Source organism: Klebsiella sp. 2680, assembly GCF_900198535.1.
In the GTDB taxonomy this organism is placed as follows: domain Bacteria; phylum Pseudomonadota; class Gammaproteobacteria; order Enterobacterales; family Enterobacteriaceae; genus Klebsiella; species Klebsiella indica.
The window spans coordinates 1-13,723 of record NZ_FZNJ01000008.1; the positions used below are offsets into that span (position 1 = coordinate 1).

A 13,723-nucleotide genomic window follows, 5' to 3' on the forward strand; every position below is an offset into this window, starting at 1 on the left:
CCCGTCCGCCACTCGTCAGCAAAGCAGCAAGCTGCTTCCTGTTACCGTTCGACTTGCATGTGTTAGGCCTGCCGCCAGCGTTCAATCTGAGCCATGATCAAACTCTTCAATTTAAGTTTGATGCTCGTGAATTAAACTTCGTAATGAATTACGTGTTCACTCAGAGACTTGGTATTCATTTACTGTCCGAAGACATTAAGAATCCATGTCACTTTGAGTGCCCACACAGATTGTCTGATAAATTGTTAAAGAGCAGTTGCGACGCGCTTTAGCGCTCTGTCGCGAGGTGGCGTATAATACGCTTTCCTCATTCAGAGTCAAGCGTTAATTTTTGCTTTTCTCTGTCGGTTTTCACGATGACTTTTCACCGCTGAACCCCGCTGACCCGGCGGCTTGCGTGCCGTTGTTCCGTGTCAGTGGAGGCGCATTATAGGGAGTAATTCCGGTGTGACAAGGGGGTAATTGCAAAAAACTTTTCGTTCGCTCAAATTTACATCACTCAGGGAATTTCGCATGCTATTTTCTGGTCATTTGCGCAATCTCCTGCGCAAATCGCCCAACCTGCTGCCAGTCGGTATACACGACCTCTTTACGGACATCCGTTTCACCGCCAGTCATCTTCATAATAAGACGAATCATAAAGCGATCGTACCAACGATAACGCGGATAGCGGAGTGCGCCGGCAAACACCGCGCTACGCTGCGGTTTCCACGGCGAATTGAGCAAAAACTTGCGCGTATAGCTATTAGTTTGCGGAGTACGTTTCTCTGGTTTACGCGCCACAAGATTAACCGAAAAAAAGGCCCCCGGTAGAGACTGCAGAGACTGGAGGTGTTTTTTCACAAACCGCCCTAGCGCCGGATGAAAGTGGCCATAACGAATTGATGCGCCAATCACGACGCGATCGTATTGCGACCATTCGATATCATGAGTACGATTCAGGTCAACCGTATCCGTATCAATCCCCTGCTCTTTTAATTCGGATGCCAGAAAAGAGGCTATTTCGTGCGTCTGTCCGTCACGGGTAGAGAATAGAATCAAAGTTTTCACAGACACTCCTGTTATTCGCGCCAGAAAGTCGGAGTAAATAGCACTAGTAGGGTAAATACTTCCAGACGCCCAAACAGCATATTAGCAATCAGGATCCATTTCGCGACTGGATTCATTGTCGCAAAGTTATCCGCTACCACGCCCAACCCGGGTCCAAGGTTATTCAACGTCGCTACGACTGAAGCAAAAGCAGAAAAATCATCCACGCCGGTAGCGATAATCGCGAGCATACTGATGATAAACACCAGCGCATAAGCGGAGAAGAATCCCCAGACGGCTTCCAGGATACGCTCCGGCAGCGCACGGTTCCCGAGTTTAATACTGTATACCGCATTAGGGTGTACCAGCCGTTTAAGCTCACGGTTGCCCTGTTTGAAGAGCAACAGGATACGAATGACTTTCAAACCACCGCCGGTCGACCCGGCGCAACCGCCAATAAAAGCCGAACATAGCAACAACACCGGCAGAAACAGCGGCCAGCGCGCGATACTGTCGGTAGTGAAGCCAGCCGTTGTCGCCATTGATACCACCTGAAAGAACGCCTGATTCAAGGTCGTTAGCGGGGACCCGTATACGTTATGCAGCCACAACACCAGAGTACAAATTACCACCAGCGTTAACTGCACACCGATAAACATACGGAACTCCGGATCGCGCCAGTAAACTTTCAGGCTACGTCCGCTGAGCAATGAAAAGTGCAGACCGTAGTTACAGCCAGATATCAGCAAGAAAATTGCAATAATGGAGTTAATTGTCGGGCTATTAAAATAGCCCACGCTGGCATCATGGGTGGAAAACCCGCCAATCGCGATAGTAGAGAAGCTATGGCCAATAGCATCGAATGCCGGCATTCCGGCAAACCACAGCGCCAACGCACAAGCAATTGTCAGTAACACATAGATAAGCCATAGCGTTTTGGCCGTCTCAGCAATTCGCGGCCGCATCTTATGGTCTTTCAGCGGCCCCGGCATCTCCGCCCGATACAGCTGCATCCCCCCGACGCCCAGTATGGGCAGTATCGCCACCGCCAGCACGATGATCCCCATCCCGCCAAACCATTGCAGCATCTGACGATAGAAAAGAATAGCATGGGGTAAGGAATCGAGTCCCACCAGGGTCGTGGCACCGGTCGTTGTCAGACCTGAGAAGGATTCAAAAAACGCGTCCGTGACCGTCAGATTCGGCTGTTCCGCAAAGATAAACGGCAGCGCCCCCACGCTCCCCAGCACGGTCCAGAAAAGGACGACAATCAAAAATCCCTCACGGGATTTCAGTTCGCCTTTTTCACTACGGTTAGGCCACCATAATAGTGAGCCAATCGCCAGCGCGACAAAAAAGGTCTGGGTAAACGCCCGCCCCGCACCATCACGGTATATCAGAGCCACTAATCCCGGGAGGATCATCGTTCCCGAAAACAAAATAACCAGCAATCCAACGATTCGGGTTATCGCGCGAAAATGCATCTCTGGCGCTTCCTTTGATATGCAAAAAAAATCAGGTGGGGATTATTCGTCAATCTTCAGTAATTGCAACGAACCACGACTAAAATCAGCCAGCTTTGCTGAAAATAGCGCCACTTCAGCCTGGGGAAGCGCCACGCGCAACTGAACAGACGCCAGGTATTCGCTTTCAACAATTTTCCCTGAGAACTGAGCCAACAGCGTTTCAACCCCGGCTAACTGCCCATATTCACACTGCAACGTATATGCGGTCAGCGGCGTCTTGCGCAGGGTTGTTAGCTGAGCAAGCGCCTGATGAACGCCGCCGCCGTAGGCTTTCACCAGACCGCCGGTGCCCAGCAGAATACCACCGTAGTAACGCACGACGACAGCGGTTATCTCACCGACGCCGCTGCCCATAAGCTGAGCCAGCATCGGTTTCCCCGCGGTTCCCGCCGGTTCGCCATCATCGGAAAAACCCAACTGTTGTGAATCATTCGGCGGCCCCGCCACCCACGCCACACAGTGGTGGCGGGCATCCGGATGCCCGGCTCTGACAAACTCCACAAACGCCTTTGCCGCCGCTACGCCGTTGGTATGCGCTAACAACGTAATAAAGCGGCTCTTTTTGATCTCTTCAACAAAGGTGACCGGCGCGGCCGGTATCAACCAGCTTTCCATTACGCCAGTTTCAGATCGCGTGTCATATTCTCGACGCTGTTTTCGTGGATCACCACGTTATCTTCAATACGGATGCCGCCAAACGGTTTCAGCGCTTCGATTTTCTGCCAGTTAAAATGTTTGCTGAACGGCCCTTCGCGCCACGGCGCCAGCAGCGATTCGATAAAGTAAATACCCGGCTCAATGGTCAGCACCATCCGCGGTTGCAGCACGCGGGTGCAGCGCAGATATGGGTATTTCGACGGCGCGGCCAGATGCGTCCCGGTATCGTCCTGCATAAAGCCTGCGACATCATGGACCTGCAGGCCCAGTTGATGACCAATACCATGCGGCATAAATGGCCCGGTCAGGTCATTTTCCACCATCGCCTCTTCGCTCATATCTTTGACTATTTGATGCTTACGCAACAATTTGGCAATGCGCTGATGGAACTGGATATGATAGTCCACATAGCTAACGCCCGCTTTCATGGTGCTAATCAACGCCAGCTGTTCATCGTTGACGTCTTTAACCAACTGCGCATAGTCATTATCGCTATGCGCCGCCCAGGTGCGCGTCAAATCAGCCGCGTAACCGTTATATTCTGCGCCAGCGTCCAGCAGGAAGCTGCGTATCTCCGCAGGTGCGCGGGAATCCAGTTTAGTGTAATGCAGTACAGCGGCATGCTCGTTCAGCGCCACAATATTAGCGTAAGGCACATCAATATCGCGATGGCCTGTCGCCGTCAAATAGGCCTGATTGATATCAAACTCGCTCATACCGGAACGAAACGCCTCTTCGGCCGCCCGATGACCATTAACCGCTGACTTTTGTGCTTCACGCATACAAGCCAGCTCGTAGTCCGTTTTATAAGAGCGATAGTAGTGCAGATAATCAATAACCCCTTTCGGATTGATTTTATCCGCGGCAATGTCTAACCCCAGCGCACGTTCCGCTACCGGCCCGATATAAGCGATGTTGCCGCGCGCCGCAGGCAACTGGCTACCAATACCGTCGGCTTTCGGCAAGGCGATCACTTCCACTTCTTCCGTCCAGAATGAAGTCGGCAGCGGCTCCACGTTATGCCAGTAATCAACCGGTAGATAGAACCACAGTTTCGGTTTGTTAACACCGTCCACCAACAGCCAGCAGTTAGGGACCTGCGTAACCGGTACCCAGGCTTTGAATTGGGGGTTGACCTTGAACGGATAGGGATGATCGTCAAGAAAAACATTGAACAGTTCGCCGGAGTGGATCAGCAACGCATCCAGCTTGAAACGGGCCAGAACATCGCGAGTACGCTCTTGTAAAGTAACGATATGATTTTTATAGAGACCGGCCAGTGATTCCATCTTTTTATCCTTTGATTTTATTGGATCGTGATGCTTCGCATCTTAGCACATTGACCTGAAGCGGGGGGATTTCCGCCGGATGTGATCAGATCTGCATTTATTTAAAGACTAATTTGCAATTTCTTAACATAAATCCCACACTCCGGATCATCTGGTATGACCAGATCACCTTGCGGATTCAGGAGACTGACATGCTTTACAAAGGCGACACCCTGTACCTCGACTGGCGGGAAGATGGCATCGCCGAACTGGTGTTCGATGCCCCAGGATCGGTCAATAAACTCGACACTGCGACCGTCGCCAGCCTCGGCCAGGCGCTGGACGTGCTGGAAAAGCAAACAGATTTAAAAGGGCTGCTGCTGCGCTCTAACAAAGCAGCCTTTATTGTCGGTGCCGATATCACCGAATTCCTTTCGCTGTTCCTTGTTCCTGAAGAACAGTTAAGCCAGTGGCTGCACTTTGCCAACAGCGTCTTTAATCGCCTCGAAGATTTACCGGCGCCAACGCTTTCCGCCATCAACGGCTATGCGCTGGGCGGCGGCTGCGAGTGCGTACTGGCGACCGATTATCGTCTGGTGACGCCGGATCTGCGCATTGGCCTGCCAGAAACGAAGCTGGGCATCATGCCGGGCTTTGGCGGTTCTGTCCGTATGCCGCGTATGCTGGGCGCTGACAGCGCGCTGGAAATTATTGCTGCCGGGAAAGACATCGGCGCTGAGCAGGCGCTGAAAATCGGCCTGGTTGACGGTATCGTGAAACCGGAAAAACTGCTTGATGGCGCAATAGCGGTATTACGTCAGGCGATTGACGGCTCACTGGACTGGAAAGCCAAACGCCAGCCGAAGCTGGAACCGTTGAAGCTCAGTAAAATTGAAGCGGCGATGAGCTTTACCATCGCCAAAGGCATGGTGGCGCAGACGGCCGGGAAGCATTACCCCGCCCCGATGACCGCCGTGAAAACGATCGAAGCCGCCGCACGCTTTGGCCGTGAAGAAGCGCTGAATCTGGAAAATAAAAGCTTTGTCCCGCTGGCGCATACCAATGAAGCCCGCGCGCTGGTCGGCATCTTCCTCAACGATCAGTTCGTGAAAGGTAAAGCGAAAAAGCTGACCAAAGACGTTGAAACACCGAAGCAGGCAGCCGTACTGGGCGCAGGTATCATGGGCGGCGGCATCGCTTACCAGTCAGCCTGGAAAGGCGTGCCGGTGATCATGAAAGATATCAACGACAAATCCCTGACGCTGGGCATGACCGAAGCGGCCAAACTGCTGAATAAGCAACTGGAACGCGGCAGGATCGACGGCCTGAAACTGGCGGGCGTGATTTCAACGATTCACCCAACGCTGGACTACGCCGGTTTTGATCGCGTTGATGTGGTGGTCGAAGCGGTAGTGGAAAACCCGAAAGTGAAGAAAGCGGTACTGGCGGAGACCGAAGACAACGTCCGCCCGGATACCGTGCTGGCGTCGAATACGTCCACCATTCCAATTAGCGAACTGGCAAGCGTGCTGAAGCGCCCGGAAAACTTCTGCGGCATGCACTTCTTTAACCCGGTACACCGGATGCCGCTGGTTGAAATCATTCGCGGCGAGAAAAGCTCGGATGAAACCATCGCTAAAGTCGTCGCCTGGGCCAGCAAAATGGGCAAAACGCCGATTGTGGTCAACGACTGCCCCGGCTTCTTTGTTAACCGCGTACTGTTCCCGTATTTCGCCGGTTTCAGCCAGCTACTGCGCGACGGCGCCGATTTCCGCAAAGTCGACAAAGTGATGGAGAAACAGTTTGGCTGGCCGATGGGCCCGGCTTATCTGCTGGATGTGGTCGGGATTGATACCGCGCATCATGCGCAGGCAGTTATGGCAGCCGGTTTCCCACAGCGTATGCAGAAAGATTATCGTGATGCCATCGACGCGCTGTTTGACGCCAGCCGCTATGGTCAGAAAAACGGTCTCGGCTTCTGGCGCTATAAAGAAGACAGCAAAGGCAAGCCGAAGAAAGAAGAAGACGCGGCCGTGGACAGCCTGCTGGCAGAGGTCAGCCAGCCGAAGCGCGACTTCAGCGACGAAGAGATTATCGCCCGCATGATGATTCCGATGGTTAACGAAGTGGTGCGCTGTCTGGAAGAAGGCATCATCGCCAGTCCGGCAGAAGCGGATATGGCGCTGGTTTACGGTCTGGGCTTCCCTCCGTTCCACGGCGGCGCGTTCCGCTGGCTGGATACGCTCGGCAGCGCAAAATATCTCGATATGGCGCAGCAGTATCAGCACCTCGGCCCACTCTATGAAGTGCCGGAAGGTCTGCGTAACAAAGCGCGCCATAACGAACCGTACTATCCCCCGGTTGAGCCAGCCCGCCCGGTTGGCGACCTGAAAACGGCTTAAGGAGTCACAATGGAACAGGTTGTCATTGTCGATGCAATTCGCACCCCGATGGGCCGTTCAAAGGGCGGCGCATTTCGTAACGTGCGGGCAGAAGATCTCTCCGCACACTTAATGCGCAGTCTGCTGGCGCGTAATCCCGCGCTGGAAGCAACCGCTATCGACGACATTTACTGGGGCTGCGTGCAACAAACGCTGGAGCAGGGTTTTAACATCGCCCGCAACGCCGCGCTACTGGCTGAAATCCCCCACTCCGTTCCGGCGGTCACCGTTAACCGTCTGTGTGGTTCCTCCATGCAGGCGCTGCACGATGCCGCACGGATGATCATGACCGGCGACGCACAGGCGTGCCTGATTGGCGGCGTGGAGCATATGGGTCATGTGCCAATGAGTCATGGCGTTGATTTCCATCCCGGCCTGAGCCGCAACGTCGCCAAAGCCGCCGGGATGATGGGGCTGACGGCAGAAATGCTTTCCCGTATGCACGGCATCAGCCGTGAAATGCAGGATGCGTTTGCCGCACGTTCACACGCCCGCGCCTGGGCCGCCACGCAGTCCGGCGCGTTTAAAAACGAGATCATCCCGACTGGCGGTCATGACGCCGACGGCGTGCTAAAGCAGTTTAGCTACGACGAAGTCATCCGCCCGGAGACCACCGTCGAAGCGCTGTCGACTCTGCGCCCCGCGTTTGATCCGGTCAGCGGCACCGTGACCGCAGGCACCTCTTCCGCCCTCTCCGATGGCGCAGCCGCCATGCTGGTAATGAGCGAAAGCCGCGCGCGTGAACTGGGCCTGCAACCACGCGCCCGCATTCGTTCAATGGCGGTTGTCGGTTGCGATCCCTCAATTATGGGTTACGGCCCGGTTCCGGCGTCAAAACTGGCGCTGAAAAAAGCAGGACTTGCCGCCAGCGATATCGATTTGTTTGAAATGAACGAAGCGTTTGCCGCGCAGATCCTGCCGTGTATAAAAGATCTGGGACTGATGGAGCAGATTGACGAGAAGATCAACCTCAACGGCGGCGCGATCGCACTGGGCCACCCGCTGGGTTGTTCCGGGGCGCGCATCAGCACCACGCTGTTGAATCTGATGGAGCGCAAAGACGCCCAGTTTGGCCTGGCGACGATGTGTATCGGATTAGGTCAGGGTATCGCGACAGTATTTGAGCGAGTTTAATCATAGAGCGTTATTTATTGCAGGCCGGGCAAGCGAAGCGCCCCCGGCGACCATGCCGGATGACGACGCTCAGGCGTCTTATCCGGCCTACAACGCAAATGCCACTCTATACCCTAAATTATTCGAGTTGCAGGAAGGCGGCGACGCAGTGAATCCCCGGGAGCGTACTCCAGTACGTGACTGGGGTGAACGAGGAAAGCCAACGCACATGCAACTTGAAGTATGACGGGTATATAACAATGTAGTTGCCGTTCTTCCCGCCTGTCAGGGGATCACCGCAGCATCCGGGCGAAAACCCGGATGCGCTGATATCGACAATCAGATAAAGGCAAACGCATCGCCAAACAGGCGATCTTCCTGCGCGTTGCGCTCATTGCAGAACAGGTCGCGCGCGATTTTCGCCATCTCAAAACGACCGGCAATATAGATATCATGCTCCGCCAGCGTACCGTAATCCTGCAAGACTGCGGTTAATACCGTCCCAGAGCGGCCTCGCCAGCCTTCTTCCGGCTGTTCAACCACCGGCTCAACGCGCAAATTAGGGTGTTTAACGGAAAGCGCTTCCAGCTCAACGAGATCGTAGAGATGCTTCTCTTCCCGTCCCCCCCAGTAAATAGCAATATCGCGGTTGGGATTACGCGCCAGCGCGGTGAGCAAAATCGAACGCACATATGAGAAGCCCGTTCCGCCAGCGATCAAAATCAATGGACGATCCTCATCGTCGCGCAGCCAGGCTTCGCCATGCGGCATATCAACCACGATTTCACGCTCTTTCAGGATACGATCCATCACCGCCATCGCATACAGGTTAAGTTCAGATGCACCGATATGCAGTTCGATAAACTCATGTTCCGCAGGCGTAGAAGCCATCGAGAATGGGCGCTTATCGCGCTCATCCATCACCACCATCAGATACTGGCCCGCACGGAAGGAAAACGCCGCTTCCGGCACTAATCGAACACGATACACGGTATCGGTAATCGCCTCCACCGAGGTCACTTTACAGCTTAAGGTTGTCATGCTTTCCCTCTATCGGGTCTATTGTGCAAAACAGCGGCGTAGCCCCGCTTCCTGTTATTTTAAGATGGCCAGTTCATCCCAGATGGCGTCAACGCGCGCCGTCACTTCAGGATCTTTCTTAATGGGATGCCCCCACTCGCGCTGGGTTTCACCAGGCCATTTATTTGTGGCATCCAGCCCCATTTTTGAACCCAAACCGGAGACCGGTGAGGCAAAATCCAGATAATCAATTGGCGTGTTTTCTACCAGAACCGTATCACGTGCCGGATCCATGCGAGTAGTTATTGCCCAAATCACGTCATTCCAGTCACGGGCATTCACATCGTCATCACAGACGATGACGAACTTGGTGTACATAAACTGGCGCAGGAACGACCAGACGCCCATCATTACACGTTTCGCATGACCCGCGTATTGCTTCTTCATCGTGACGACCGCCAGGCGATAGGAACACCCTTCTGGCGGCAGATAAAAATCAACAATTTCAGGGAACTGCTTTTGCAGAATCGGCACAAACACTTCATTCAGCGCCACCCCCAGTACCGCCGGTTCATCAGGCGGCCGTCCGGTGTAGGTCGAATGGTAAATAGCATCTTCACGCTGGGTTATGTGCGTCACGGTAAAGACCGGGAAATTATCCACTTCATTGTAATAGCCGGTATGGTCGCCATACGGGCCTTCCGCCGCCATTTCCCCGGCCTCAATATACCCTTCCAGCACGATCTCCGCGCTGGCGGGCACGTCAAGATCGTTAGAGATGCATTTCACCACTTCGGTTTTCGTTCCGCGCAGGAGGCCAGCAAACGCATACTCGGAAAGGGTGTCAGGAACAGGCGTCACCGCGCCAAGTATCGTTGCCGGATCGGCACCCAGCGCCACAGAAACCGGGAAACGTTCACCAGGATGCGCCGCGCACCATTCCTGAAAATCCAGTGCGCCACCGCGATGAGATAGCCAGCGCATAATCAGTTTATTTTTGCCAATCAGTTGCTGACGATAAATCCCCAAATTTTGCCGCTCTTTATGCGGACCACGGGTTACCGTCAGTCCCCATGTGATGAGCGGCGCGGCATCTTCCGGCCAGCAGGTCATGATTGGGATACGCGTCAGATCTACGGCATCGCCCTGAATGATTTTCTGTTGACATGGCGCCCCGCGCAAACGCTTAGTCGGCATATTCAGCACTTGCCTGAATTGCGGCATTTTATCAAACAGATCGCGGAACCCCTTTGGCGGCTCCGGCTCTTTAAGAAACGCCAGAAGTTTACCCACTTCACGCAGCGAACTCACATCCTCCTGCCCCATACCCAGCGCCACACGCCGTGGCGTGCCAAAAAGGTTGCACAGCACCGGCATCGAATACCCCTTAGGGTTTTCAAACAGCAAAGCCGGGCCACCCGCGCGCAAAGTGCGATCGGCAATTTCGGTAATCTCCAGGTGGGGATCGATTGGCAGGGAAATCCGTTTCAATTCCCCCTGCTGCTCCAGTAATGTCAGAAATTCGCGTAGATCGTGGTATTTCATGGCGTTGTTATTGGCCTCTGTACAGGCGACTGATTATACGGTGTTCGCCGGAGCGATGCTGCACTTTTGTTAAATTAGCGTGAAAGTACGCTGATATTTAGTTTTCATCCGCAATGATTTCGCGATCGCCCGGGCTTTTGCTATGCTTGCTGCCAGTGGAATGGAAAGAGTCATTATGCAAGCCTGGTATTTACTTTATTGCAAACGTGGGCAGCTTGAACGCGCCCAGGAACATCTTGAACGGCAGGCTGTCAATTGCCTGATGCCCATGATCGAACTGGAAAAAATCATCCGCGGTAAACGCACGATGGTCAGCGAGCCCCTGTTCCCAAACTATCTGTTTATCGAGTTCGATCCGGAAGTGATTCATACCACTACCATCAGCGCGACTCGTGGTGTAAACAGCTTTGTACGTTTTGGCGCATTGCCTGCCATCGTGCCGTCCACTGTCATTCACCAGCTTTCCATTTACAAACCGGAAGGCATTACCGACCCGGAAACGCCGTATGAAGGCGACAACGTGCTGATTACTGACGGCGCATTTGAGGGCTTACAGGCAATCTTTACCGAACCGGATGGTGAATCTCGTTCTATGCTGCTGTTGAACCTGCTGAACAAACAGGTACTGCAGAGCGTCAAAAATACGGATTTTTATAAAATCTGACACCGTTTCGTTTATTTAAAAGCGCACGCCAAAAAGTCTTCTGGCGTTAGCATCGGTCATCTCTTCCAGCCACGGGGCTTCCTCCCCGCGCCATCCCGCGATACTGGTCAGAATATGCGGCAGGTATGCGGGTTCATTGCGGCGGGAAGAGGGCTTTGGCCGCATATCCCGCGGCAACAGATACGGCGCATCGGTCTCAATCAGCAAACGCGCTGCCGGAATGTCGGCCAGTAATTCTCGCAGTTCCAGCCCCCGACGCTCGTCGCACACCCAACCGGTAATACCAATAAATAAACCGCGATCCACGCATTCACGCATCTCTTCGCGGCTGCCGGTAAAGCAGTGCAGTACCGCGCCAGGAAGTTTCTCAAGCCAGGGGGTTAATAGCGCCAGAAAGCGCTCGTGCGCATCGCGGCAGTGCAAAAATACCGGCATCGACAACTCAGCCGCCAGCGCCAGCTGGGCGCTAAATGCCGCTTCCTGCTCGCGGGGCGTCGAAAAGTTGCGGTTGAAATCCAGCCCGCACTCACCAACAGCAACGACTTCCGGTTCATGAGCCAGCGCAAAAACCGACGCCGCAATCGACTCCGTCCAGGTGCTGCTGTCGTGGGGATGAACACCGGCAGTTGACCAACATCCGGAATAACGGCGCGCCATCTGCTGAGCCTGTTCACTTTCATGCAGATTGGTTCCCGTTAGCAGCATACCGGTAACGCCTGCCGCCCGGGCGCGAGAAACAACCTCATCGCGGTCGCGTGAAAACTGCGGGCTGGTCAAATTTACGCCGATATCAAACATCATTACCCTTATATGACAACCGCCCTGACGGGCGGCTGGTCTTTATTCTTCTTTGCCCTGCGCCTCTTCGGCGGCGGCATCTTCATCACGCGTCAGGCGTTTACCGGTATAGAAGCGCGCACAGAAGACCCCGACTTCAAACAGACAGTACATCGGAATCGCCAGCAGGGTTTGCGAGAACACATCCGGCGGCGTCAGCAGCATTCCGATGACGAACGCCCCGACCAGTACGTAGGGCCTTTTTTTACGCAAGTCCTCCGGCGTGGTTACCCCCATCCAGCACAGCAGCACAATCGCCACAGGCACCTCGAACGAGACGCCAAAGGCGATAAATAGCGCCATAACAAAATCGAGATAGCTACGGATATCGGTAGAAACTTGTACGCCTTGCGGTGCCGCGTGGGTCAGAAAACCAAATGCCAGCGGGAAAACAACGAAATAGGCAAAGGCCATGCCGATGTAGAATAGCAGCGTACTGGAGATGAGCAGCGGCATCACCAGCCGACGCTCATGCTTATACAGCGCTGGAGCAACAAAGGCCCAGACCTGATACAGAATGACCGGTACCGACAAAATTATCGACACCATAAAGGTCAGTTTGATCGGGGTGAAGAAGGGCGAGGCGACGTCAGTCGCGATCATTGTCGCCCCAACCGGCATCTGCCGAATCAGCGGCGCGGAAACCAGTTGATAGATATCGTTGGCAAAATAAACCAGTGCCAGAAAAATCACCAGTATGGCAAGAATGCTGTTGATCAAGCGCTTGCGCAGCTCAATCAGATGCGTAATTAGCGGTTGAGTATCGTCTACGCCCATTTTTACTGTTTATCACTCGATGCTGGGGAGGAGGTGTCGGAAACTGGCACAGTCACTTTTTCTTTCGCCGGCGGGAATTCAGTCCCAGAGACGAGAGGCTCTGCCGCAACGTTTTCAGGGGCATGCTCCGGCGCGCTGGCCTGATGTTCAGCCGTAGCCGGCGTCACTTCCTTGCGCAGCGCTTCGCTCGCCTTCACTACCGGGTTATGGATAGTGTTGGCTTCGTCGCTGGCTTTTTCAGGATCGTGGACAGAATAGGAGCGCTTCATAGATTCCGCTGCTTCACGCAGCTCATCCATAGACGCTTTCAGCTCGGGCGTCAGGTTATCCAGGCTGGCCTTTTCCACTTTCTTCAGGCTTTCCTGAAACTCCTGCAGTTTTAATTCCTGGGTTATCTCATTCTGTACAGTTGCCGCCAGAGACCGCAGTGTACGAATCCAGCTGGCGACCGTTTTTACCGCGACAGGAAGTCGCTGTGGCCCCAAAACGATGAGGCCAATCACGAATACCAGCAGTAATTCACTAAAACCGATATCGAACACGAATTACACCTGCTCTTTGTCGTGGCGTTTAGTTTCATCTTTCCTGGCATCATCCGGTTTATCGGCAAGGGTTTTCGCCGTGAAGTCTGCATCAGGCGCTGATTTTTCGGACTTATCATCGTCGCTCATGGCCTTTTTAAAGCCTTTAATCGACGCGCCTAAATCCGAGCCGAGCGAACTCAGTTTTTTTGTCCCAAAAAGCAGGACTACGATGACGACAACGATGAGTAACTGCCAAATACTGATCCCACCCATACACATTCCTCAATGACAAATGATGAATTATTAGGACGCAATATACACG

Annotated in this window: 13 protein-coding genes and 1 rRNA gene; 3 read left to right on the forward strand and 11 right to left on the reverse strand. The window is 53.8% G+C overall.

The window, feature by feature from the left end; genetic code table 11:
• The 5 genes from FN037_RS23140 to pepQ form a co-directional block, all read right to left on the reverse strand.
• Nucleotides 1–113: ribosomal RNA gene (locus FN037_RS23140) — 16S ribosomal RNA — on the reverse strand; the annotation flags it as partial.
• Nucleotides 114–516: 403 nt separating this feature from the next.
• Entirely contained in the window at nt 517–1,050 is a 534-nt protein-coding gene (gene hemG / locus FN037_RS23145; RefSeq protein WP_138362127.1) for a menaquinone-dependent protoporphyrinogen IX dehydrogenase, read from the reverse strand.
• 11 nt (nt 1,051–1,061) lie between these two features.
• The gene (trkH, locus tag FN037_RS23150) at nt 1,062–2,513 is read right to left on the reverse strand and encodes a Trk system potassium transporter TrkH (protein WP_138362126.1); all 1,452 of its coding nucleotides are present in this window, start codon (nt 2,511–2,513) and stop codon (nt 1,062–1,064) included.
• Between the two features lie 42 nt (nt 2,514–2,555).
• Entirely contained in the window at nt 2,556–3,170 is a 615-nt protein-coding gene (locus tag FN037_RS23155) for an IMPACT family protein (protein ID WP_138362125.1), read from the reverse strand.
• Nucleotides 3,170–4,501 carry a Xaa-Pro dipeptidase gene (gene pepQ, locus FN037_RS23160; protein ID WP_138362124.1) on the reverse strand — a complete coding sequence of 444 codons (1,332 nt, stop codon included), beginning with the start codon at nt 4,499–4,501 and terminating at the stop codon, nt 3,170–3,172. Before pepQ ends, FN037_RS23155 begins: the two co-directional genes overlap by 1 nt.
• Nucleotides 4,502–4,692: 191 nt before the next feature.
• Between pepQ and fadB the strand changes: the two genes are divergently transcribed.
• Complete coding sequence (gene fadB / locus FN037_RS23165) at nt 4,693–6,882, forward strand: fatty acid oxidation complex subunit alpha FadB (protein ID WP_142503252.1); 2,190 nt, start codon at nt 4,693–4,695, stop codon at nt 6,880–6,882.
• A 9-nt stretch (nt 6,883–6,891) separates the two neighbouring features.
• On the forward strand, nt 6,892–8,055 hold the full coding sequence (gene fadA, locus FN037_RS23170) for an acetyl-CoA C-acyltransferase FadA (RefSeq protein WP_142503253.1): 1,164 nt from the start codon (nt 6,892–6,894) through the stop codon (nt 8,053–8,055).
• Nucleotides 8,056–8,373: 318 nt separating this feature from the next.
• Here the strand turns inward: fadA and fre are convergent, their stop codons facing one another.
• The gene (gene fre, locus FN037_RS23175; protein WP_138362121.1) at nt 8,374–9,075 is read right to left on the reverse strand and encodes an NAD(P)H-flavin reductase; all 702 of its coding nucleotides are present in this window, start codon (nt 9,073–9,075) and stop codon (nt 8,374–8,376) included.
• 54 nt (nt 9,076–9,129) lie between these two features.
• Entirely contained in the window at nt 9,130–10,599 is a 1,470-nt protein-coding gene (gene ubiD / locus FN037_RS23180) for a 4-hydroxy-3-polyprenylbenzoate decarboxylase (protein ID WP_138362120.1), read from the reverse strand.
• A gap of 175 nt (nt 10,600–10,774) precedes the next feature.
• On the opposite strand from ubiD, the gene rfaH reads away from it, so the two are divergent.
• Complete coding sequence (gene rfaH / locus FN037_RS23185; protein ID WP_138362119.1) at nt 10,775–11,263, forward strand: transcription/translation regulatory transformer protein RfaH; 489 nt, start codon at nt 10,775–10,777, stop codon at nt 11,261–11,263.
• Between the two features lie 15 nt (nt 11,264–11,278).
• Here rfaH and tatD read toward each other — a convergent pair whose 3' ends face one another.
• From tatD to tatA, 4 genes are read right to left on the reverse strand one after another with little or no spacing between them, the layout of a single operon-like run.
• Nucleotides 11,279–12,073, reverse strand: coding sequence for a 3'-5' ssDNA/RNA exonuclease TatD (tatD, locus tag FN037_RS23190; RefSeq protein ID WP_185929298.1), 795 nt, complete (start codon nt 12,071–12,073; stop codon nt 11,279–11,281).
• Between the two features lie 30 nt (nt 12,074–12,103).
• Nucleotides 12,104–12,877, reverse strand: a complete 774-nt coding sequence (gene tatC / locus FN037_RS23195; RefSeq protein ID WP_138362118.1) for a Sec-independent protein translocase subunit TatC — start codon at nt 12,875–12,877, stop codon at nt 12,104–12,106.
• 2 nt (nt 12,878–12,879) lie between these two features.
• A complete protein-coding gene (gene tatB, locus FN037_RS23200) occupies nt 12,880–13,419 on the reverse strand; it encodes a Sec-independent protein translocase protein TatB (protein ID WP_142503254.1) in 540 nt (179 codons plus the stop codon).
• A gap of 3 nt (nt 13,420–13,422) precedes the next feature.
• Nucleotides 13,423–13,674 (reverse strand): Sec-independent protein translocase subunit TatA, encoded by a 252-nt coding sequence (tatA, locus tag FN037_RS23205; RefSeq protein WP_138362116.1) that lies wholly within the window; start codon nt 13,672–13,674, stop codon nt 13,423–13,425.
• Nucleotides 13,675–13,723: the final 49 nt, after the last annotated feature.

Bases quoted from the DNA above. Each gene is read 5' to 3' on its own strand.
- trkH (WP_138362126.1), bottom strand. From the start codon at position 2,513: ATGCATTTTCGCGCGATAACCCGAATCGTTGGATTGCTGGTTATTTTG.
- FN037_RS23155 (WP_138362125.1), bottom strand. From the start codon at position 3,170: ATGGAAAGCTGGTTGATACCGGCCGCGCCGGTCACCTTTGTTGAAGAG.
- pepQ (WP_138362124.1), bottom strand. From the start codon at position 4,501: ATGGAATCACTGGCCGGTCTCTATAAAAATCATATCGTTACTTTACAA.
- fadB (WP_142503252.1), top strand. From the start codon at position 4,693: ATGCTTTACAAAGGCGACACCCTGTACCTCGACTGGCGGGAAGATGGC.
- fadA (WP_142503253.1), top strand. From the start codon at position 6,892: ATGGAACAGGTTGTCATTGTCGATGCAATTCGCACCCCGATGGGCCGT.
- fre (WP_138362121.1), bottom strand. From the start codon at position 9,075: ATGACAACCTTAAGCTGTAAAGTGACCTCGGTGGAGGCGATTACCGAT.
- ubiD (WP_138362120.1), bottom strand. From the start codon at position 10,599: ATGAAATACCACGATCTACGCGAATTTCTGACATTACTGGAGCAGCAG.
- rfaH (WP_138362119.1), top strand. From the start codon at position 10,775: ATGCAAGCCTGGTATTTACTTTATTGCAAACGTGGGCAGCTTGAACGC.
- tatC (WP_138362118.1), bottom strand. From the start codon at position 12,877: ATGGGCGTAGACGATACTCAACCGCTAATTACGCATCTGATTGAGCTG.
- tatA (WP_138362116.1), bottom strand. From the start codon at position 13,674: ATGGGTGGGATCAGTATTTGGCAGTTACTCATCGTTGTCGTCATCGTA.